General features: G+C 69.8%; 19 protein-coding genes. 9 read left to right on the top strand and 10 right to left on the bottom strand.

The window, feature by feature from the left end:
• Position 1: 1 nt before the first annotated feature.
• The 4 genes from ftsW to DEU38_RS15735 form a co-directional block, all read right to left on the bottom strand.
• Positions 2 to 1342, bottom strand: coding sequence for a putative lipid II flippase FtsW (ftsW, locus tag DEU38_RS15750; protein WP_258557940.1), 1341 nt, complete (start codon positions 1340 to 1342; stop codon positions 2 to 4).
• A gap of 187 nt (positions 1343 to 1529) precedes the next feature.
• Positions 1530 to 2768, bottom strand: coding sequence for a DUF2201 family putative metallopeptidase (locus tag DEU38_RS15745; protein WP_114722351.1), 1239 nt, complete (start codon positions 2766 to 2768; stop codon positions 1530 to 1532).
• Complete coding sequence (locus tag DEU38_RS15740) at positions 2765 to 4003, bottom strand: MoxR family ATPase (RefSeq protein ID WP_114722350.1); 1239 nt, start codon at positions 4001 to 4003, stop codon at positions 2765 to 2767. Before DEU38_RS15740 ends, DEU38_RS15745 begins: the two co-directional genes overlap by 4 nt.
• An 84-nt stretch (positions 4004 to 4087) precedes the next feature.
• The gene (locus tag DEU38_RS15735) at positions 4088 to 5455 is read right to left on the bottom strand and encodes a hypothetical protein (RefSeq protein WP_258557939.1); all 1368 of its coding nucleotides are present in this window, start codon (positions 5453 to 5455) and stop codon (positions 4088 to 4090) included.
• Positions 5456 to 5659: 204 nt separating this feature from the next.
• Here DEU38_RS15735 and DEU38_RS15730 point away from each other — a divergent pair, with 204 nt between their 5' ends.
• Positions 5660 to 5995, top strand: coding sequence for a hypothetical protein (locus DEU38_RS15730; RefSeq protein WP_114722348.1), 336 nt, complete (start codon positions 5660 to 5662; stop codon positions 5993 to 5995).
• Here the strand turns inward: DEU38_RS15730 and DEU38_RS15725 are convergent.
• Positions 5962 to 6621 (bottom strand): response regulator transcription factor, encoded by a 660-nt coding sequence (locus DEU38_RS15725; RefSeq protein WP_114722347.1) that lies wholly within the window; start codon positions 6619 to 6621, stop codon positions 5962 to 5964. The two genes, DEU38_RS15730 and DEU38_RS15725, sit on opposite strands and share 34 nt — an antisense overlap.
• A 38-nt stretch (positions 6622 to 6659) precedes the next feature.
• A complete protein-coding gene (locus tag DEU38_RS15720) occupies positions 6660 to 7844 on the bottom strand; it encodes a sensor histidine kinase (RefSeq protein WP_114722346.1) in 1185 nt (394 codons plus the stop codon).
• Between the two features lie 277 nt (positions 7845 to 8121).
• Between DEU38_RS15720 and DEU38_RS15715 the strand changes: the two genes are divergently transcribed.
• From DEU38_RS15715 to DEU38_RS15685, 7 genes are all read left to right on the top strand, one after another.
• A complete protein-coding gene (locus tag DEU38_RS15715; protein ID WP_114722456.1) occupies positions 8122 to 8760 on the top strand; it encodes an HD domain-containing protein in 639 nt (212 codons plus the stop codon).
• Positions 8761 to 8815: 55 nt separating this feature from the next.
• A complete protein-coding gene (locus DEU38_RS15710; RefSeq protein ID WP_258557938.1) occupies positions 8816 to 10369 on the top strand; it encodes a TldD/PmbA family protein in 1554 nt (517 codons plus the stop codon).
• A 20-nt stretch (positions 10370 to 10389) separates the two neighbouring features.
• A complete protein-coding gene (locus tag DEU38_RS15705) occupies positions 10390 to 11754 on the top strand; it encodes a metallopeptidase TldD-related protein (RefSeq protein WP_114722454.1) in 1365 nt (454 codons plus the stop codon).
• Between the two features lie 8 nt (positions 11755 to 11762).
• Positions 11763 to 12152: a YchJ family protein gene (locus DEU38_RS15700; RefSeq protein ID WP_114722345.1), complete on the top strand. Its 390-nt coding sequence runs from the start codon at positions 11763 to 11765 to the stop codon at positions 12150 to 12152.
• Between the two features lie 41 nt (positions 12153 to 12193).
• Positions 12194 to 13180, top strand: coding sequence for an LLM class F420-dependent oxidoreductase (locus DEU38_RS15695; RefSeq protein ID WP_114722344.1), 987 nt, complete (start codon positions 12194 to 12196; stop codon positions 13178 to 13180).
• Between the two features lie 31 nt (positions 13181 to 13211).
• A complete protein-coding gene (locus DEU38_RS15690) occupies positions 13212 to 14645 on the top strand; it encodes a lipase maturation factor family protein (RefSeq protein WP_114722343.1) in 1434 nt (477 codons plus the stop codon).
• A gap of 386 nt (positions 14646 to 15031) precedes the next feature.
• Complete coding sequence (locus tag DEU38_RS15685) at positions 15032 to 16150, top strand: site-specific integrase (RefSeq protein ID WP_114722453.1); 1119 nt, start codon at positions 15032 to 15034, stop codon at positions 16148 to 16150.
• 61 nt (positions 16151 to 16211) lie between these two features.
• On the opposite strand, the gene DEU38_RS29235 is transcribed toward DEU38_RS15685, so the two are convergent.
• Both DEU38_RS29235 and DEU38_RS15680 read right to left on the bottom strand, forming a co-directional pair.
• Positions 16212 to 16346, bottom strand: coding sequence for a hypothetical protein (locus DEU38_RS29235; RefSeq protein WP_258557936.1), 135 nt, complete (start codon positions 16344 to 16346; stop codon positions 16212 to 16214).
• 61 nt (positions 16347 to 16407) lie between these two features.
• Positions 16408 to 16785, bottom strand: a complete 378-nt coding sequence (locus DEU38_RS15680; RefSeq protein WP_114722342.1) for a PPOX class F420-dependent oxidoreductase — start codon at positions 16783 to 16785, stop codon at positions 16408 to 16410.
• A 110-nt stretch (positions 16786 to 16895) separates the two neighbouring features.
• Between DEU38_RS15680 and DEU38_RS15675 the strand changes: the two genes are divergently transcribed.
• A complete protein-coding gene (locus DEU38_RS15675) occupies positions 16896 to 17972 on the top strand; it encodes a metallophosphoesterase (RefSeq protein WP_114722341.1) in 1077 nt (358 codons plus the stop codon).
• A gap of 109 nt (positions 17973 to 18081) precedes the next feature.
• On the opposite strand, the gene DEU38_RS15670 is transcribed toward DEU38_RS15675, so the two are convergent.
• A complete protein-coding gene (locus DEU38_RS15670; RefSeq protein WP_114722340.1) occupies positions 18082 to 18546 on the bottom strand; it encodes a hypothetical protein in 465 nt (154 codons plus the stop codon).
• Positions 18547 to 18597: 51 nt separating this feature from the next.
• Positions 18598 to 22194, bottom strand: coding sequence for a cobaltochelatase subunit CobN (gene cobN, locus DEU38_RS15665; RefSeq protein ID WP_114722339.1), 3597 nt, complete (start codon positions 22192 to 22194; stop codon positions 18598 to 18600).
• Positions 22195 to 22333 lie beyond the last annotated feature (139 nt).

Raw genomic sequence — 22333 nt, 5'->3', positions numbered from 1 at the left:
TCTACCTGCGTGATCGGCGGGCCGTCGACCGTTCGCGGGGTCGCTGGTCGTCGGCACGGTCCCGCGCCCGGGCCCCGGACTGGGCCTGCGCCTGGGACGGCCGGCGTGTGGTCCGGCCGGAGTCGGTGGGCGTCCGTGGGGCGCGGGCACGTCGAGCGGGCCGCGCCTTCGGCGGTTCGACGGGGCGACCGAACACGGTTCGCATCCAGCGGCTACCGCCGCCGTTCAGGGAGACGAGTGCTTCCGGTTCGCGCAGCGCGGCGTGCGCGATGAAGCCGAACATCATCATCGTGGTGATCATCGAGGTCCCGCCCGCGGAGATGAGCGGGAGCTGGAGACCGGTGACCGGCACCAGACCGACGACGTAGGCGATGTTGATGAAGGCCTGGAGCACGATCCACGTCGTCGATGCGGCGGCGAGGATCCGCAGGAACGGGTCGGTCGAGCGCTGCGAGATACGCATCCCGATCAGGAGGACGATCGCGAAGAGCACGATGATAAGGAACGCTCCGAGGAAGCCGAGTTCTTCCCCGATGACCGCGAAGATGAAGTCGTTGTGCGACTGCGGTAGGTAGCTCCACTTCGCGTCCGACTGGCCGAGCCCCTTGCCGAACACTCCGCCGCTCGCGAGGGCGTACTTGGCCTGGATGGTCTGGTAGTTCAAGCCCTGCGGGTCCATGGTCGGATTCATGAACGCCTTGATCCGATCGGAGCGGTATCCCGCGGTCAGGCCGAGGACAAGGGACGCCACGCCGCCGGAGATCGTGATCGCGGCGACGGTGCTGGTGCGGAATCCACCGAACCAGAGCATGGCCATCAAGATGATGCCGATGGTGATCATCGTGCCGAGGTCGCGCTGGAGGACGACCAGCGCCATGACGAGAACGCTCACCAGGGCCAGCGGTTTGAGCGCCTTGTTGACGTCGACACCGGCCGACACGTATGTCGCGAGCAGATGCGCGCACCAGATGGCCAGCGCGACCTTCGCGAACTCCGATGGCTGGAACGAGATTCCGCCGACCACGAACCAGCTGCGGGCACCCATCTGCTCGACACCGATGCCGGGGATGAGCACGAGGACCAGGAGGACACCGGCGATCCCGAGCAACCACGGGGCCAGCGCGCGGATCGTCCGGGTGCTCACCCGAACGATGGCGACGAAGGCGACGAGACCGATCGCGGCGTAGATGGCCTGCGGGATGAATCGCGCATACGGCGAGCCGGACGAGACGAAGGACTCGACGCTGGACGACGACAACACCATCGTCAGACCGACGGTCACGAGCAACGCCGTCACGCTCAGGATCACGTGGAAGTCGAACAGCGGCCGCTCGGACCACACCCTGAATCGAGTCCGCGGCGACCCTGTCGCCCTGCCGCCGCGCGACAATCGTCCCGTCTCCGCGTTGCGGGACGACTCGGGATGCCCGCCTCCCGAGCGGGTCCGGGCTCGGTCCCCTGCCAGATCCCTCTCCGACTGTGCTCTCACGCCACCATGGTCCCATGGGTCACACGCACCACAGAGCCACTCAGACCCGTGGTGTGCCGATCTCCACCACCTGCGCCCATCCCGGTGGCCGGTCCGGAACGGAGTCGAGGACCGGCCGGCCTCGAGGACCCACCGGAGGGAACAGACCGACCACCGTTCGACACCCTGGCCGGCTGCTCGGCCAAGGGGTCTGGCCGTCGGTGAGGACGACCACCACGTCGGGGCGGGGCCGACTGCGCAGCGCTCTGGTGAATCCGGCGCGCAGATCCGTGCCACCGCCGCCGAACAGCGGAATGTCCTCAGCCCGGCACAGCGGGTGCACGACCCGGGCCGCCGCGTCACACGACAGCACCGTGACCAGGTCGCGACGCCCGCCCACGGCCCGCGTGATGGCGGCCACCTCGAGCAGTGCGCTGCCCAGGTCCGCGTCGCTGACCGATCCCGACGTGTCGACGATCACGCTCACCCGGGGTGGGGTGCGCCGCAAGCTCGGCAGCACCGCGCCGGGCACGGCGGCGGAGCGCCGCGCCGGGCGACGGTAGGTGTAGTTCTCTCCGGTGCCGGAGGAGGAGGTGGCCGTGCGGATCGCCGCGCCCAGCAGGGCTCGCCACGGCTGTGTCGGGTGCAGGGCTTCCTCCGCCCACCGCTGCCATCCGCGGGGCGCATTTCCGGGCCGACCGACGATGCTGTGTGCCACCCGGAATCGGACAGCGTCCCGCTGCTGGTCGCTGAGCCCGTTCGCCCCGTCTGGACCGAGCTCCCACTCCCGACACAGCCCGTCGGCTCCGCTGCCGCAGTCGAGCCACGTCAGACCGTCGGTGCGGGGACCGAGGCGGAACTGGCGCAGGTAGTCCTCCATGAGCTGCCCGCCGGGCAAGTCCAGGGTCGACGGCAGAACGGCATCGTCGGGTACCAGCAATCCGTCGCCGAACGCGTCGTCGTTGATCTCTGCGTCGGCGGCCAGGTTCATCCGTAGCCGCTCCGCGCGACCGGTCAGGTCGTGTGCGCGGGCGTAGCGGTCGCTGCGGCCGTGATGATCGCGCAGCAGATGCGACACCCCGTGGACCAGGTGCGAGGCCAGCTCCTCCGCCGGCCGCTGGGCGACGAAGACGGGCGAGGCGTAGCAGCGCCAGTGCCGATCCACACCCATCGTCGGCACCCGGGGCGACGCGACGATGTGCAGCGCATACAGGGCGGTCGCCAGGTAGGGCCGGGCGCGCGCGGCGTGCAGCCGGGCGGCGTAGATCTTGTCCGGATCGAGCGCCTGCGCCGCCGTCATCGACGGGCCTGCGCCGAGGCACGGTCGGCGGCGCGGTCCGCCGCCAGGGACACCGACACGACCCCGGCGAGCTGGTCGATCTCCGCCGGCACCTCCCAGTCCTCCCGGCGCAGGACGGCCAGTGTGGTCGCCGGGACGACCACGAGGTCCGGTGGCCCGGTCTGCACCGCGGCGACCAGGAGCATCCACGCTGCGTCCCAGCGGGATTTCTCCGGCCGTCGGCGGACTGCGGCGACCACCGCGTCGAGCACAGCCTGGCGCAGATCGCCGCGATCGGGGAGGTCGGCGGCCGCCGGATCGGCGAGCAGCGTCTCGGGGTCCGGGAGGTCCATGCGGTCGATGGCGGCCAGCAGCTCGAAACCGGGCCCGTCGCCGACGCTGCCCCGGACCAGCAGGGACAGCACGTCCGTCGACGACGAGGCGGCGGTGGCGAAGGCGATCAGCCGCACGGTCATGTCCCAGCTCCGCGGGGACGGCCAGGCGCCGCCGCGGCGGGTCTGACTGTTGGGGAGTTGATGCACGAGAGCGGGGCGAGCGGTGAGGAGCTCGCAGACCGCGCGGCGGGCGAAGGTCACCGCGTCGGAGAACTTGGCCGGGTCGAGACGGGGCAACGTCGCGCGCGGCCAGGTTCCGCCCAGGCCCCGGACGACCACCTCGTGGTCGTGGGTCCAGTGCAGGTGCACGAAGCGGTTCGCCAACGGTGGGCTCAGTTCCCAGCCGTCCGCCGCCGAGGACGGCGGGTTGGCGGCGGCCACGATGCGGACACCGGGCGGGAGTTGCAGTGCCCCGATTCGTCTTTCCAGGACGAGCCGGAGCAGGGCCGCCTGCACGGCGGGCGGTGCCGTCGACAGTTCGTCGAGGAACAGCAGCCCCCGCCCGGCCTGCACGAGCCGGACGGCCCAGTCGGGCGGGGCCATCGGGACACCGTGTGTTGCCGGGTCGTCCCCGAGGACGGGCAGACCCGAGAAGTCCGACGGCTCGTGGACGCTCGCGATGACGGTGGTCAGCGGCAGGTCCACGGCCTCGGCGAGCTGGGTCAGGGCGGCGGTCTTGCCGATTCCCGGTTCACCCCACAGCAGTACCGGCAGGTCCGCGGACACCGCCAGGGTGAGGGCCTCGAGTTGGTCGTCGGGACGGGGTTCGGTGGTGACCGCGCCGAGCATCGCCGACAGTGCTGCGGCACTGTCGAGTTCGGTCCCGGACCGGTTCGGAAGGAGCGTGGAAGACATGTGCATCACCTGTGTTGTCGAGGGAGTCGCAGACGGCGGCCATCCGGCCGCATTGCGGGACAGCGGATTTCGGGGATGTGAAGGGAGGGCTCAGCGTGAGCGGGCGCGACGCGACCGCCTGGAGCGCCGCGATCGCGATACGGGCGGCGTCTCCACCGGTTCGGTGCGAAACCTGTCGTACGTGCTCCGGCGATCCGCGGACGCCCGGAGTTCGTCCAACAGGGGGCCGTCACGAAGGACTGCGTCGGGGCCGAGCAGTCCTTCGACGACGGCCAGCGCCCCGGCGGCGTCTCCGTGCTCCAGACGTTCACGAACGCCGGGCAGGCAGTCCGGACGGCGATGGGCCTGGTCGATGGCCTGCAGGCACGGTAGCGGGGTGCCACCCAGTGCGACGAGCAGTTCCTCGCGTCGGACCTCGGCGGGGTCGTGATCGAGTGCGGTCAGTGCACCGTCGGCCAGTCCGATCCGGTGTCGTTCACCGCGGCAGTCCACCAAGTTGATCCGGTTCTCCCGATTCGGCGTCCGGGACGGAGCCGGCGGAGACCAGCCCGGCTCCAGCGCGGCGGCAACCAGCGGGTGCAACCGGTCGGCGGTGATCGCTCCCGACCGAAGGAGCTCGAGATCGGGCAGCACCCAGGTCGCGGCATCGGACAGCACCGGGAGCGCGGCGAGCCGACCTCGCGGGTAGTCGTCCACCAGCCGCACCGCGGCGGGATCAGCGCCGCCGCCGATCGGCTCCACCACCACGTCGTACCGACCCCCGCACCGCACCCGCACGGGCCCGTCCCGCTGGCCGTCCGCGCGGAGCAGGATTCCGGCTTCAGCTGCCCAGCGCTCCACGGCGCAGCCCTCTGGTACCGACTCGGCCAGGGCGGGATCGGCCGCGGCGAGCGCCGGTGATATCCCTGTCCCGCAGCGCATTCGTAGATCACCGACCCATCGCACGTCCCACAGGTGCCGATGGAGGTCGAGTCGGTACCGCCGGTTGGGGCGGGGATGGGGGTGGTGGGTGGAGTCCGTGCCGTCCCACAGGGTCAGTACGATCCGCTGTCCGGCATCCGCCCAGGAAGGCGCGGTGCGGGCCACCAGTTGTACCGAACCGGGCTCGCCGCAACTGTTTCGGCGTTCCGGCGGACCATATCGCGCCAGCGCGACAGTCAGTCCGGGGCGCAACAGTCCGTCGGGTGCCACCCGCGGCAGATGCCAGCGCAGCAGGTCAGGTGCCAGGTGTCGCAGGTCGGCCAGGACCTGTGTCGCGATGTCCCGGCCATGCCTGCGGGTCAGTGCCCGCAGGTCGATGTCGTCGTCGAAACCCGCTGCGGCACAGGCCCCGGACCAGTCATCTGCGAGGCGTCGGTTGGTCGCGGTCTCGATCATGGACGGCGGCACGGCGAACTCGCGCACGCGCAGCCAGAAGGAAAGTCGGGGATTGGTCCCGTTCGCGGACGGATGGTGCATCAGCACTCACCGTGTGCGAATTGGGCCCCCAATCTTGGATCAGAGTGAGTCGTCATCGGCGCAATCGTAGCGCGGCGCGGCGATCTCGGCCAGTGCGGCGTCGGTGCGACGGTGCTCGCGATGTCGTTGCTAGCGTCGGCCGGAGCTTCCCACTGTCGAATGCCGCACTGTCACTGACGATCTCGGACCGGTCTGCGGCGCCGAGTGCTGCGCGCCGGGGTCGACGACGCGCCCGATGTGGTCGCGGCCCTCCGGGTCGACGTTGCGTGCTACCGGGCGCCCGGTTCCCGCGACCGCGCGATCAGCAGTGCCGACACAGGGGCACTCGCCCCCAAGGACATCGAGAACGCCGTCCGCAGCCAAGCCGCAACAGACCTCGCGACAGACGGCATCCAAGCCTCCGTCGACAACGTCCAATGCCTCACCGGAGGACCACCACTGATCTACCCCGCAACCACCCTCTGCCACGCCACCAGCAACATCCATGAGGACGTCCGTGCCCGTTGTCACATACCCGGCCGCACCAGCCCGGTCTCGTAGGACAGGACGACGGCCTGGACGCGATCGCGCACTCCGAGCTTGGCGAACACGCGGCCGATGTGGGACTTGATCGTGGCCTCGGACAGGTAGAGCTTGTCGGCGATCTCGGAGTTCGACAGGCCTCCGGCGACGAGGCACAGCACCTCGCGTTCGCGGTCGGTGAGCCCGTCGAGCACCGCCGGGTCGCGGGACGGCGTGATGTCGTCGTTCAGGAACCGGGAGATCAACCGCCGGGTGACGCGCGGCGAGACGACGGCGTCGCCGGCGGCGACGCTGCGGATCGCCGAGACGAGGTCCTCTGGTGGGGTGTCCTTGAGGAGGAATCCGCTGGCCCCGGCGCGCAGCGCGCTCAGGGCGTGCTCGTCGAGGTCGAACGTGGTCATGACCAGCACCCGGCTGGGACCGCCGGACTCGAGGATCCGCGCGGTGGCGGTCACCCCGTCGACCACGGGCATCCGCACGTCCATCAACACCACGTCCGGCCGCAGATCCGCGGCGGCCTGGATGGCTCCGGCACCGTCGGCCGCCTCCCCCACCACGACGATGTCGTCGTGGGCGTCGAGGACCATCGTCAAGCCCATGCGCATGAGTTCCTGGTCGTCGACGAGCAGCACGGAGATGGGCACCCGACGAATCTAGTGGGTGTCGGTGCCCGGTCGCATCCTCATTCGTCGGGGTCCAGTGGGATCTCGGCGCGCACGGTCCAGCCGCCGTCGGGTCGGCGTCCGGCCTCGAGGGTGCCACCGAGCACCGCGACGCGCTCGCGCATGCCCACCAGCCCGTTGCCGGAGCCGACGATCCGCTTGCGGGCCGCGGCGCTGCCGTACCGGGAACTGCCGTTGTCGACGACCTCCACGAGGACGTCGCAGTCGCGGCGCGCGACGTGCACCCACGCCTTCGGGTTCGCCCCCGAGTGCCGGAGCACGTTCGTCAGGGACTCCTGCACCAGTCGGTGCACGCCCAGGCTGACCGACGGGCTGACGTCGTCGATGGCGCCGGACTGCACGAGTTCGACGGCGAGCCCGGCCTCACGCATCGTCTCCACCACCCGGGCGAGGCCGGCGGTGCCGTGCTGCGGCATCTCGTCGGGGGTCGCGGGCGAGCGCAGCAACGCGACGGTGCGGCGCAGTTCGGACAGCGCCTGCCTGCCGGTGCTCGCGATGTTCGACAGCGCCCGCTCCGCCTTCTCCGGGTCCCGGTGCAGTGCGTACGACGCACCGTCCGCCTGCACGATCATCACGCTCACCGCGTGCGCGACGACGTCGTGCAACTCGCGGGCGATGCGGGTGCGTTCGGCGTAGACGGCGTCCTCGGCGCGCCGGTCCCGGTCGAACTCCGCGATCGTCAGGCGCGCGGCGACCTCCTCGTCGTAGGCGCGGCGGGCGCCGAGGAACTCGGCGAGGATCCAGGACAGCGTGTACGCGAGCGCCGAGAAGATCCCGATCAGGAGCGCGTCCTGGTCCAGCAACAGGATCGACACCGTGGTGTCGATCACCAGACCGACGGCGTAGTAGGCGGCCGCGCGCCGGCCCACGTAGGCGACGAGCGTGTACAGCGAGATCGCGAGGGCGAACACGCCCGGGTGCGAGTTCTCGTCGGCGTTGAGATCGTCGGTGGCGTAGAGCGTGATCGTGCACACGATCGACATGACGAGTACGACGGTCGCGGCCGCACGAGGATGCCGGCGCCGGCACACGAGCGGCAGACACAGCCCCGCACCGGTGATCACGTACAGCACCGGCGCCGTCCGGCCGAACGCGGACGCGATCTCGAGGGCGAACAGCAACCCGGCGAGCATCGAGTCCGCCACCATGGGCCGTTCACGCAGCCACAGACTGAACCTCCGCATGGCGAGCAGCGTAGGAGGTCGGCGCCTGCCGGGACGAACACCGGCTCGCCATCGACCGTTCCTGACATACTCATCGCAGCGACAAACACGAGAGGCAGAGACCATGGCGCATGGTCGAGCAGCCGTCTTCATCGTGTTCGACGACGTGAAGATGCTCGACGTGGCGGGGCCGGCGGAGGTGTTCGCCGAGGCCGACACGTGCGCGCCGGACAGTTCGGACCGGACAGTTCGGAACAGTGGAATCCGTCAAAGTGATCCGCGACTCTGGAGGCAACCAATGCCTGAAGTCATTGCAGGTATCGCCATTCCCGACACCGACCTGGTTCGAGAGGCCACTTCGCTGGTCCGGGACGTGGCCGATGACACGATCTTCAACCACTCACGTCGAGTGTTCCTCTGGGGAGCGTTGAAGTCGGCGGCGCGCGGGCGCGAAGTCGATCTCGAGCTGGCCTACGTGGGTGGCCTCTTTCACGATCTGGGCCTGACATCGGCCTATGCCACCAAAGATCGACGCTTCGAGCTCGACGGCGCCGAGGCTGCCCGAACGTTCCTGCTCGAGCACGGCCGGTCCGAGCAGGATTCCCGCAATGTCTGGTTGGCGATCGCGCTGCACACCACTCCGGAGGTGCCGCTGCACCTCGCGCCGGAGGTCGCGGTGGTGACCCTGGGTGTGGAGACCGACGTCCTCGGCCTCGATCTCGACGAGATCACCGAGCAGCAGCGCACCGAAGTCGTGGCGGCGCATCCGCGCCCGGATTTCAAGAACCGGATCCTGCAGGCGTTCTACCACGGCATGGCCGATCGTCCCGACACCACGTTCGGGACCATGAACGACGACGTCCTGGCGCATTTCGACCCCTCGTTCCAGCGGAAGGACTTCGTCGAGATCATCCAGAACAATGCCTGGCCGGAGTGATCGAACGCGACGCTTGCCACGAGGGTGTGGCCCGGGGGCCGACTAGGCTGGGCCGGTGATCGTCACCCACAGCGCCGTCCCGCGCGCAGTCGCGTCCGACCATCCGGTCGACCCAGAGTTCACGAACCTGCCTTTGCATGCGCTGGCGGACGCCGCGCTGGCCGTCGCCCGTGCCGCGGGCGCCGAGCACGCCGATCTGCGGGTGCACCGTCTCGTCACGCAGTCGCTGCGGTTGCGCGACGGCAAGGTCCAGTCCGTCGACGACGGCGTGGAGACGGGTTTCGCGGTCCGCGTCGTGGTCGACGGGACGTGGGGGTTCGCCTCCCACGCCGAACTGACCCCGGCCACCGCCGCGGCGACCGCGATCGAGGCGGTCCAGGTGGCGCGAACGCTACGGTCGCTCAACCGGGAACGCGTCGAACTTGCCCCGGAGCCGGTGTATTCGGACGCGACGTGGGTCTCGGACTACCGGACCGATCCGTTCGGCGTCGCCACCGCGGACAAGGTCGCGCTGCTCGCCGACTACTCGCACCGGCTGCTCACGGCTCCCGGCGTGGACCACGTGACCGCGAACTGCCTGCAGGTCAAGGAGCAGACGTTCCACGCCGACCTCGCCGGGTCGACCATCACGCAGCAGCGGGTGCGCCTGCATCCCGAATTCGAGGCCACCGCGGTGGACGCCGACGCCGGGACGTTCGAGACGATGCGCACCCTCGCACCACCGGTCGCCCGCGGCTGGGAATACCTCGGCGGCGACGCCGGCTGGGAGTGGGACACCGAACTCGCCGAGATCCCGACGCTGCTCGCGGCGAAGATCGCCGCACCCAGCGTGCGCGCAGGCGTCACGGATCTGGTGATCGACCCCACCAACCTGTGGCTGACGATCCACGAATCCATCGGGCACGCGACCGAGTACGACCGGGCCATCGGCTACGAGGCGGCGTATGCGGGCACGTCGTTCGCCACCCCGGATCTGCTCGGCACGTTGCGCTACGGGACCCCGATCATGCACGTGACGGCCGACCGCACCGAGACCCACGGTCTGGCGAGCGTCGGCTTCGACGACGACGCGGTCGCCGCGCAGCGCTGGGATCTGGTGCGCGACGGCACGCTCGTCGGCTACCAGCTGGACCGGGTGTTCGCGCCGCGGCTCGGCCTGGAGCGCTCCAACGGCTGTTCGTACGCGGATTCGGCCCACCACGTGCCGATCCAGCGGATGGCGAACGTGTCGCTCCAGCCCGATCCGGACGCCGACACCGGCACCGCCGACCTCATCGCGCGGGTCGAGGACGGCATCTACGTCGTCGGCGACAAAAGCTGGTCGATCGACATGCAGCGCTACAACTTCCAGTTCACCGGCCAGCGTTTCTTCCGGATCCGCAACGGCGAGTTGGACGGTCAGCTCCGCGACGTCGCCTACCAGGCCACCACCACCGACTTCTGGGGATCGATGGAGGCGGTCGGCGGGCCCTCGACGTGGAGGCTCGGCGGTGCCTTCAACTGCGGCAAGGCGCAGCCCGGCCAGGTCGCGGCCGTGAGCCACGGCTGCCCGTCCGCGCTGTTCCGCGGCGTCAACGTGCTCAACACCCGGACTGAGGGCGGACAGTGATGACGAGCGGAGGCTCCGCGGTGATCGCGGCGCAGGAACTCGTCGAGCGCGCGCTCGCGCTCTCGACCGTCGACGAGGCGATGGTGCTGGTCACCGACGCGGGCGAGGCGTCGCTGCGCTGGGCCGGCAATTCGATGACCACGAACGGGGTCTCGACCTCCCGGTCCTGGACGGCGATCGCGATCGTCCGGGACGGCACGTCCGCCCGGGTGGGTGCGGTGACGTCGTCCACCGTCGATGCCGGGTCGGTCGCCGAGGTCGTGCGGGCCGCGGAGGCGGCCGCCCGCGCCGCGCAGCCCGCCGAGGACGCGATGGATCTCCTGACGGCGGACGGCCCTCCCGGCCCGGGCTGGGCCGAGGGTCCCGCGACCACCGGGGTCGGGGTGTTCGAGGGCCTGGTCCCCGGGCTCGCGGACGGCTTCGACGGCGCCGACCGGCTGTACGGGTTCGCGCACCACCAGGTGCACACCACGTGGCTGGGAACCTCGACCGGGATCCGACGCCGCTTCACGCAGCCAACCGGGTCGATCGAGATCAACGGCAAGCGCGGCGACGCCAGCGCGTGGGTGGGCACCTCGAGCCTCGACTTCACGGACGTGTCGATCCCCCGACTGCTCGCCGACCTCGGCACCCGACTGGACTGGTCGGCCCGCACGGTCGCCCTGCCGGCGGGACGGTACGAGACGGTGCTGCCGCCGTCGGCGGTGTCGGACCTGATGATTCCGCTGATGTGGGCGATGGAGGGGCGCGGCGCGCAGGAGGGCCACACCGCGCTGTCCCGGCGCGGCGGCACCCGCGTCGGCGAGCGTCTCACCGACATCCCGCTGACCCTGTTCTCCGATCCGCACGCCGACCGGCTCGGGTACGCCCCGTTCGTCGCGGCCACCTCGTCGAGCGACACCCTGTCGGTGTTCGACAACGGCATGGACGCCGCGCGGGTGGACTGGATCCGCGACGGCGTGATCAACGCACTCGCGTACCCGCGCGCGGCGGCCGCCGAGTTCGGCGCGCCCGTCGCCGTGCCGGGCGACAATCTGCTGCTCACAGGCGGCGGGGACGCGTCCCTCGACGACATGGTCGCGCGCACCGAACGCGGGCTGTTGCTGACGACGCTGTGGTACATCCGCGAGGTCGATCCGGCCACGGCGCTGGTCACCGGGCTGACACGGGACGGGGTGTACCTGGTCGAGGACGGCGCGGTCACCGCGTCGGTCAACAACTTCCGCTTCAACGAGAGCCCGCTGGACCTGCTGCGCCGGACCACCGAGGTGGGCGCCACCGAGGCGACCCTGCCCCGCGAGTGGAAGGACTGGTTCACCCGAACCGCCATGCCGCCCATGCGCATTCCGGACTTCCACATGTCCTCCGTCAGCCAGGCACAGTGAGGGTCCCGATGACCACGATCTCGAACGACGACCGCTGCCCGTGCCTGTCCGGCGAGCAGTACGGACAGTGCTGCGGCCGCTTCCACCGCGGCGACGCCGAGGCACCGACCGCCGAGCAGTTGATGCGGTCGCGCTATGCGGCGTTCGCCGTCGGCGACGAGGCGTACCTGCTGCGGACCTGGCACCCGAGCACCCGGCCGAAGCGGTTGGATCTCGACCCCGAGCAGGTGTGGCGCCGACTGGACGTGCTGAGCACCGGCGGGGGCGGCCTGCTGGACACCACCGGCTCCGTCGAATTCGTCGCGTACTACGTCGACCACGGCGAACGCGGCTCGATGCGCGAACACAGCACGTTCGTCCGCGAGGACGGAAGATGGCTGTACGTGGACGCCGTGTAACTGGCGGCCCCGCAGATCCCTCGCGAGAAAAGGACCCGCAGATGCGATTCGGACTCTTCGTGCCCCAGGGCTGGCGACTGGACCTGGTCGGGATCGACCCGGCCGATCAGTGGCGGGTGATGCGCGACCTCGCGCTGCGCGCCGACGCCGGGCTGTGGGAGTCGATCTGGGTCTACGACCACTTCCACACCGTCCCCGAACCCACCGAGGAGGCGACGCACGAGGCGTGGTCGCTGATGGCGGCGTTCGCCGCGGTCACCGACCGGGTGCGCCTGGGGCAGATATGCACCGCGATGAGCTACCGCAACCCCGCCTATCTCGCGAAGGTCGCCGCGACCACCGACCTCATCTCCGGCGGACGCGTCGAGATGGGCATCGGCGGCGGCTGGTACGAGGACGAGTGGCGGGCCTACGGCTACGGATTCCCGTCCGCCGGTGAGCGGCTGGCGCGACTCGACGAGGGCGTGCAGATCTTCCGGCAGGCGTGGACCACGGGCACCGCGACGCTGGACGGCAAGCACTACCAGGTCGACGGCGCGATCGTCCGGCCGCTACCGCTGCAGGACGGCGGCATCCCGCTGTGGATCGCCGGCGGCGGCGAGAAGGTGACATTGAAGATCGCGGCGAAGTACGCGCAGTACACCAACTTCGACGGCACCCCCGAGGTGTTCGCGCACAAGTCCGAGGTCCTGCGCCGGCATTGTGCGGAGGTGGGCACCGATTTCGACGCCATCACCCGGTCCGCGAACTACAACGTCGCGATCGGCCGCACTGAGGCCGAGGTGCAGGATCGGCTCGAGGCGCTCCGGGCCCGTCTGGCGCCGATCGTCGGCGCAGAGAAGGCGGACGCGTCGCTGAACGCATTCCGCGGCATGCCCGCCGTCGGCACCCCGGAGCAGATCGTGGAGAACCTGACCGCGCTGAAGAAGCAGGGCCTGGAGTACGCGATCTTCTACGTGCCCGAGGCGGCATACGACACGTCCGGTCTCGAGTTGCTCGAGCAGGAGGTCCTGCCGCACCTGGTGTGAGCGAGTAGCGTCCACAGCAGAAAGGTCTGCTGTGGACTGGTTGGACGCGGACGGCTACTGGCTGTCGCGGCTGTTCTTCAAGGAGGGGCTGGCCGCGATCTACCTGGCTGCGTTCCTGGTGGCGGCAAATCAGTTCAAACCGCTCATAGGCGACCACGGCATGCTGCCGGCCAGGCGTTTCGTCGACGCGACGCGCTGGCAACGGTCACCGAGCATCTTCCACGTGCACTACTCGGACCGCTTCTTCGCGGCCGTCGCATGGTCGGGCGCGGGGCTGTCCGGGCTCGCACTGCTCGGGTTGATCGACCGGCTCCCGCTGCCGGTGTCGATGCTCGGGTGGCTGCTGCTGTGGGGGATGTATCTGTCGATCGTCAACGTCGGGCAACTCTGGTACAGCTTCGGGTGGGAGTCGCTGCTGCTCGAGGTGGGACTGCTCGCGGTGTTCGTCGGGAACTGGGATACCGCCCCGCCGGTGTTGACGTTGCTGCTGCTGCGCTGGCTGCTGTTCCGGCTCGAGTTCGGCGCCGGCCTGATCAAGATCCGTGGCGACCGGTGTTGGCGGGATCTGACGTGCCTGTACTACCACCACGAGACGCAGCCGATGCCCGGCCCGCTGAGCTGGTACTTCCACCACCTGCCCCGGCGCCTGCACAAGGTCGAGGTCGCCGGCAACCACTTCACGCAGCTGATCGTGCCGTTCTTCCTGTTCGCCCCGCAGCCGGTCGCCGGTGGCGCCGCCGCGATCATGGTCGTGACCCAGTTGTGGTTGGTGGCGAGCGGCAACTTCTCGTGGCTCAACTGGCTCGCGATCGTGCTGGGGCTGTCGGTGCTGCCCGACGGTTTCTGGCAGTTCGTCCTGCCGGTGACGGTGCCGGGCGGCGTCGGGGTGGTGCCGGTGTGGTTCGCGGTACCGGTCCTCGCGGTGACGGTGGCCGTCGTCGCCCTGAGCTACCGCCCTGTGCGGAACATGTTCTCCAGCCACCAGATGATGAACGCATCGTTCGATCCGTGGCACCTGGTGAACACCTACGGCGCGTTCGGCCACGTCACGAAGACCCGGCACGAGATCGTCATCGAGGGCACCGCCGACGAGGACGTGACCGCCGACAGCGAGTGGCGCGCATACGAGTTCAAGGGCAAACCGGGCGACCTGGGGCGGCGGCCGCGCCAATTCGCTCCCTATCACCTGCGGCTGGACTGGCTCATGTGGTTCGCCGCGATCTCCCCCGGCTACGCGACGCCGTGGTTCGGCGGGTTGGTGGGTCGGCTGCTCGCGGGCGACAGCTCGGTCCTGAAACTGCTGCACCACAATCCGTTCCCGGATGCCCCGCCCGCGTTCGTGCGGGCCCGGATGTTCCGCTACCGGTTCACCACCCGCGAGGAGCGCCGCATCACCGGCGACTGGTGGTCCCGGTCCTTCGAGGCCGAGTTCCTGCCGCCGGTGGCGCTGCGGCACGCGGGGTGACGGACCAGCGACCGGACGGCCCCAACAGCATTGCCGGACCGTCGGAATCGTCCTACTCACGCTAATGACAGTTAGCGCCATCATGTATCGAGCAGTTCCGGGTGGGCGTCGCCTGTCGACATCGCGTGCGGCCGGGCGCGCCGGACCCGCAAGAAAAGCCTGCACACCCGCGTTGAATCCTTCCCGAGACATGGCGTCATTTCGTCACTGTGACGGGGTGGGGTGATCCCGGCCGCTGGGCATCCGGAAATGTCGGAACCGCTCGGTACGCTCATCCCGTCGGGGACGAGAGGAGCACGGATGTGAGCGAGCAGGGCGACATCGCCACGTCCGTACCCGCACTGCCCGCCGTTCCGGAACGTCCGACGCCCCGGTCGGCGCCGGGGATGGAACCTGCCGTCCCGGCACTGTCTGCCTCGGCGGAGGCTCGGATCGTCGCGGCACTCGAGCAGCGGCACGCGCCGTCGACGGTCCGGAACTACCGGGGCGACTGGGACAAGTTCCGCGCCTGGTGTGCCGAGCGCGGCCACGTGCCGATGCCGGCGCACCCGCACACCGTCGCCGACTATCTCACCGAGCACGCCGAGCGGCGCACCGGGACCGGGGACCGCGTCTACGCGACGAACACGCTCACCCGATGGGTGGCGTCGATCAACTACTGGCACCGCGCCTGCTCGCGACCCGCCCCCGGCGGCACGCAGATCGTCAAGGACACGTTGGCGGGAATCCGCCGTACCTACGCCGCGGCCGGGGAGCGCCCAACCAAGCGTGTCGCGCCCCTCCTCGGAGACGAGATCAGCTACATCCTCACCACCCTGCGTGAGAACGCCGACACGTGGCAGGACCGGCTGCGCGAACGCCGCGACTCGGCGGTCATTCTGCTCGGATTCCTGGGGGCGTTCCGCCGCTCCGAGTTGTCGGGTCTCCAGCTGCGGGACATCACCCTGCACCCGCAGGACGGCCTGCACATCCTGGTGCGCAGATCGAAGACCGACCAGGTCGGTGACGGCATGGTCAAGGCCACGCCGTTCGCCGTCGGGCACCGCTCCTGCCCACCGTGCGTGTACCGGCGCTGGCTCGATGTCCTCCTCGCCCACCATCGGGGCGGCCGCGACGCTACCGCCCAGCTACTCGACGCCCCCGGCAGATTCGCCACGCACATCTGCCATGTCCCCTACCCGGATCTCGATCCCGACGTCGCGACCTCCCCGGTGTTCCGGCCGCTGCGCGTGAACGGGAACATCGGCGAGGCCGCACTGACCGGGCAGGGCATTCACGGGGTGATCCGCCGCGCTGCCACCGACGCCGGTCTGACTCCCGCCAAGATCGCGAAACTGGGCGGGCACTCCCTGCGCGCCGGGTTCGTCACCCAGGCGTTCCGCAACGGCGCCCAAGCCCACGAAGTCATGCGGCAGACCGGACACAAGAACCCCGCCACCCTGGAAATCTATGCCCGCGAACATAATCCGCTGACCGGGAACGCCGTCGCCGGGTTCGATCTCTGATGTGTCGGTACGGCAGACGCTGTCCCCGACCCGGCGTCGACGATGCTCCCGCCTGGCGCAACTACAGCGTTGTCGATCCGAAAATCATGCCGAGCGGCACGAGGATCGCGGCGGCCGCGAGCGCCAGCGGATTCCCGGCGAGCATGCCGTCGCGGAGCCAATTACCAACCTGAGCTGCAATGTCGTTCGAACCCATCGTGTGCCTTTCCTCGGACTCTTCGCTGAATACTTGTCTTCTGGTTCATCTCCCGGAAGCGCTACTGCGTTACCGCCACCCCCACCGTTCCACTACGTCCGCGTCGAATCAGACTGCCCTTGACGCCGATCCAGCCGAGGATCCCGTACTTGCGGGCGATCACGGCGCGGGCCCGGTCTGTGCCGACGTCGTCGAGGATCGTCGCGGTGGCGTCGATCTGCGGACCCTTGGGATTGCCACGGGCGTCGCACACCCCGATCGTGACGCGCGGGGAACGGCGGATCCGTTTGACCTTCCACGACCCGGTGACCGTCCACATGAGCAGCCGCCCGTCGTCCATCGCCGCCCACAACGGCGTCGGCACGGGGGTGCCGTCCTTCCGGAACGTGGTCAGCAGAACGTATTTCGCGGAGCCGATCTCGTCGAGCGTGGTAGTCATGGGCCCAGAGTACGCAGCAGCACTGCCGCGGGATGAATGTCGCGTGAACATGTGTCCGGTCTCGGCGGTTCCTGTTGAACGGACGTCCATTCTGGGGTTTGCTGTGCCTCGTGACCGAACTCGATCCGATGAACCGCCGCCGTTTCCTCGCCGCTGCCGGCGCGACCGGGGCCGGTGCGGCCGCCATGGTCGCCATGGCGCCCACCGCCTCGGCTGCCGGCCCCGTCGCGGACACCGCCAAGTTCCCGTTTCCCACCGGAAACAGTGTGCGGGTGCTCGTCACCGGTGACGCCGGCACCGGCACCCCGGCGCAGTGGGCCGTCGCCGATGCGATCCGCGCCGTGCACGCGGCGGACCCGTTCGGGATGGCACTCGGGCTCGGCGACAACATCTACGAGTCCGGACCCAACGGCGACCGCGACGTCCAGTTCGCGACCAAGTTCGAGGATCCGAACCACGGCCTCGACTTCCCGTGGGTGATGGCCCTGGGCAATCACGACAACAGCGCCGTGTTCCCCGGGGACGGCGGCTGGCTGCTGCGGGGCGACGACGAGGTGGCCTACCACCGGTCCTCGCGCAAGTGGTGGATGCCCAGCCGCTACTACTCCGTCCGGGTGCCGGAGCAGAACCCGATCGTCGAGTTCTTCGTCCTCGACCTCAATCCCGTCGCCGCGTACCTGCCCCCGCTGTTCGTGCCGTACTGGGCGGCGGACGGGCAGTTCATGAACGAGCAGCGCGCGTGGCTGGACGCGGCGATCGCGTCCTCCCCCGCCAAGTGGAAGATCGCCTGCACCCACCACCCGTATCTGAGCAACGGATCGCACGGCGACGCCGGTGAGTACGACGGGATCCCGCTCGAGCCGATGAACGGCGCGCACGCGAAGCGGTTCTACGAGGACCACGTGGTGGGGCGGTGCCAGTTCATCCTCGCCGGGCACGATCACTCGCTGCAGGTCCTCGATCCCACCGCCGAGTCCAAGGGCACTCGTCAGATCGTCTCCGGTGCGGCCGGGAAGAACAGCCACGGCAAGTCCACCAGTCCGGACCGGGCGAACCTGTACCAGAACTTCGACGACGTCGGCTTCATGGTCATGGACCTGTCCGCGGAGTCGGTGCGGCTGCGGGCCTACACCGTCGACATCCCCACCGCCGAACCGAAACTCGCGTTCGACCGTCGCCTGTCCTGACGATCGGTTCCCCCTCGCACCCCGTGGGAGGGGGAACCCGTCGGCTCGCCCCAGCCGGGGCAGGCGCCCCGATACCGGGCGGCTCGACCGCGTCGAGTCCGACGACTCGCTACAGCCCGTAGTTCTCGATGTCGTATCGGTTGGGGTGTGCGAATCTCAGGGTTTCGATCGTGGTTCCTCCGTCTCCGTAGAAGACGATCACCAGAATCGGTTCGGAATAGTAGATCTGAACGGGGTCGCTCTGATCCACGTCACGAGAACTCCCCAGCAGGGCGTCGACGTCGTCCTTGCTCATGGCATGGGACAGACCCAGCGGGAGTACTCCGCCGAAACCCTGGTGAACGTCGACGGACCGAAACGTGAGCCAGCCGTCCCCGACGGGGCCGCGATCGTGTGTCTCCCGATAGGACTCGGTCAGGTCGAACTCCAGGGAGACGAGCTTGTCCGAACTTCGCACTCGGGTCGTGGGGTCGACCCGGGGCAGCCGGTTCATGCCGTGCTCACGAAGGAAGGCCCGGAATGCGGTGCTGCCGGAGGTGTGTCCCAGGAGGGCAATGAGATCGGTGACGTTCACCCGCTCATCTTCCTCGAATCTCGGCGAAATTCGACCTGACCCGTCGTACGACTACCCCTCCAGTTCGCCCTCGGTCTCGAGGTACACCTGCCGCAGCCCCTCGAGCACCTCGGGCGACGGCTCCTCCCACATGTTCCGCTCCACGGCCTCGAGCAGGCGTTCGGAGATGCCGTGCAGCGCCCACGGATTCGACTCCGACATGAACTTGCGGTTCTGCTCGTCCAGCACGTACGTCTCGGCGAGCTTCTCGTACATCCAGTCGGCGACGACGTTGGTGGTCGCGTCGTAGCCGAACAGGTAGTCGACGGTCGCGGCCATCTCGAAGGCACCCTTGTAACCGTGTCGGCGCATCGCCTCGAGCCAGCGCGGGTTCACCACGCGGGCCCGGAACACGCGGGCGGTCTCCTCCGACAGCGTCCGGGTACGCACGGCGTCGGGGCGGGTGCTGTCGCCGATGTACGCCTCCGGGGACTTGCCGGTCAGCGCGCGGACCGTGGCGACCATGCCGCCGTGGTACTGGAAGTAGTCGTCCGAGTCGGCGATGTCGTGCTCGCGGGTGTCGGTGTTCTTGGCCGCCACCGCGATCCGCTTGTATGCGCTTCGCATGTCGTCCGACGCCGGAACGCCGTCGAGTCCGCGGCCGTACGCGTAGCCGCCCCACGTGGTGTACACCTGCGCCAGGTCGGCGTCGTTCCGCCAGTTCTTCGAGTCGATGAGCTGCAGCAGGCCCGCGCCGTACGTGCCGGGCTTGGAGCCGAAGATGCGGGTGGTGGCGCGGCGGTCGTCGCCGTGCTCGGCCAGATCCGCTCGGGCGTGGGCGCGCACGTAGTTGTCCTCGTCGGACTCGTCCAGGCCGGCGACCAGGCGGACGGCGTCGTCGAGCAGCGCCAGCACGTGCGGGAACGCGTCGCGGAAGAAGCCGCTGATCCGGACGGTTACGTCGATCCGGGGGCGACCGAGCTCGGCCAGGTCGATCACCTCGAGGTTGGTGACACGGCGGGACGCCTCGTCCCACACCGGGCGCACACCGAGCAGCGCGAACACCTCGGCGATGTCGTCGCCGGAGGTGCGCATCGCAGACGTGCCCCACACCGACAGGCCCACCGACGTCGGCCACTCGCCGTGGTCGGCGCGGTAGCGCTGCGCCAGCGACTCGGCCATCGCCTGACCGGTCTCCCACGCCAGCCGCGACGGCACCGCCTTGGGGTCGACCGAGTAGAAGTTGCGGCCGGTGGGCAGCACGTTGATCAGCCCGCGCAGCGGCGACCCGGACGGGCCGGCGGCGATGAAGCCGCCGTCCAGGGCGTGCAGCACCTGCGCGATCTCGTTGTTCGTCTGCCGCAGCCGCGGCACCACCTCGGTCGCGGCGAACCGCAGGATCTGCCGGACGGTGTCGTCGTCGGTCAGGGTGTCGGCAGCGGCGGGATCCCAGTCGGCGTCGGCCATGGAGGCGACCAGGGCATGTGCCCGCGCCTCGACCTCGTCAACCCGTCCGCGGTCCTCGTCGCCGGACTCGCTCAGGCCCAACGCCTCCCGCAGACCGGGCACCGACTGCTCGCCGCCCCACATCTGCCGGGCCCGCAGCATCGCGAGCACCAGCTCCACCTCGGCGTCGCCCTCCGGCGCGCGGCCCAGGATGTGCAGGCCGTCGCGGATCTGGACGTCCTTGATCTCGCACAGCCAGCCGTCGACGTGCATGAGCATGTCGTCGAACACGTCCTCGTCGGGACGCTCGGTCAGGCCCAGGTCGTGGTCCATCTTCGCCGCGCGCATCAGCGTCCAGATCTGCTGGCGGATCGCGGGCAGCTTCGCCGGGTCCAGCGCCGAGATGTTGGAGTGTTCGTCGAGGAGCTGCTCGAGCCGGGAGATGTCGCCGTAGGACTCGGCGCGCGCCATCGGCGGGATCAGGTGATCGACCAGGGTGGCGTGCGCGCGGCGCTTGGCCTGCGTGCCCTCGCCCGGATCGTTCACCAGGAACGGGTAGATCAGCGGCAGGTCGGCGAGCGCGGCGTCGGTGCCGCACGACGCCGACATGCCGAGCGTCTTGCCGGGCAGCCACTCCAGGTTGCCGTGCTTGCCGAGGTGCACGACGGCGTCCGCTCCAAACCCTCCAGCAGCCACCTCCGCTGAAATCCAGCGGTAGGCCGCCAGGTAGTGGTGGCTCGGTGGCAGGTCCGGGTCGTGGTAGATCGCGACCGGGTTCTCCCCGAAACCGCGGGGCGGCTGCACCATCAGCACGACGTTGCCGGCGCGGATCGCGGCGATGACGATCTCGCCCTCGGGGTCGGACGAGCGGTCCACGTACAGCTCGCCGGGCGCGGCACCCCAGTGCTCCTCGACGCCGTCGCGGAAGTCCTGCGGCAGCGTCGCGAACCATTCGCGGTAGCGGGCGGCGGAGATGCGGATCGGGTTGCCCTCGAGCTGCTCGGCGGTGAGCCAGTCCGGGTCCTGACCGCCGGCCGCGATGAGCGCGTGGATGAGCGCATCGCCGTCCTGCGCCGCGAGACCGGGCAGGGCGTCGTCGCCGTCGGCAGGTCCCACGTCGTATCCGGCGGCACGCATCTCGGTGAGCAGGTCGATCGTGCTGGCCGGGGTGTCGAGTCCGACGGCGTTGCCGATGCGCGCGTGCTTGGTCGGGTACGCCGAGAGCATCAGCGCGATCTTCTTGTCCGCGTTCGGAATCCGGCGCAGCCGGGCGTGCCGGACTGCGATACCGGCGACCCGCGCGGCGCGCTCGGCGTCGGGCACGTACGCGGTGAGGCCGTCGGCGTCGATCTCCTTGAACGAGAACGGCACCGTGATCAGCCGGCCGTCGAACTCCGGAACCGCGACCTGGGTGGCGACGTCGAGCGGGGACATGCCGTCGTCGTTGGCCTCCCACGCCTCGCGGCTGCTGGTCAGGCACAGGCCCTGCAGGATCGGCACGTCCAGGGCGGCGAGTTCGGCGACGTCCCACGCCTCGTCGTCGCCGCCGGCCTGCGCGTTCGCCGGCTTGGTGCCGCCGGCCGCGAGCACGGTCACGACCATCGCGTCGGCGCGGCGCAGGGTGCCGAGCAGGTCGGCGGGTGCGGTGCGCAGCGACGCACAGAAGATCGGCAGCGGGTTCGCGCCGGCGTCCTCGACCGCGCGGCACAGCGCCTCGACGTACGCGGTGTTCCCGGCCAGGTGCTGGGCGCGGTAGTAGAGCACCGCGACGGTGGGGCCGTCCACGCTGCTCGTCTCGCGCTCGAGGACTCCCCAGCTGGGCAGATGCACCGCCGGCTCGAAACCGTGACCGGTCAGCAGGACCGTGTCGGACAGGAAGTTGTGCAGCTGACGCAGGTTGTCGGCGCCGCCCTCCGCGAGGTAGGTGTGCGCCTCGGCCGCGATGCCCGCGGGCACCGTCGAGCACTCCATGAGCTCCGCGTCGGGGGCCTGCTCGCCGCCGAGGACGACGGTCGGAAGACCGGACGCGAGGACCGCGTCGATGCCGTCCTCCCACGCGCGCCGGCCACCGAGGATGCGGACCACGACGAGGTCGACGCCGTCGAGCAGCGCGGGCAGGTCCTCCGAGACGAGCAGACGCGCCGGGTTGGCCCAGCGGTAGTCGGCGCCGCTCGCGCGGGCGCTGAGCAGGTCGGTGTCGGAGGTCGACAGCAGCAGGATCACTGGTGCAGCCTTTCCGGGGTTTCGCGCCCCACGGCAGGGTTCGAACGAGTCCGAGGACTCGTCGAAGCGGTTCGGGCGGCGGAAGAGGGTCTGACTTTCACAGTGGCGCGACCGCCCGGAATCTCACCGGTTTCCTCTT

This window comes from Rhodococcus sp. AG1013 (assembly GCF_003350365.1).
Taxonomy (GTDB): domain Bacteria; phylum Actinomycetota; class Actinomycetes; order Mycobacteriales; family Mycobacteriaceae; genus Prescottella.
Note: the sequence above shows the minus strand (reverse complement) of the source record. Positions and strands in the feature narration are given on the sequence as shown.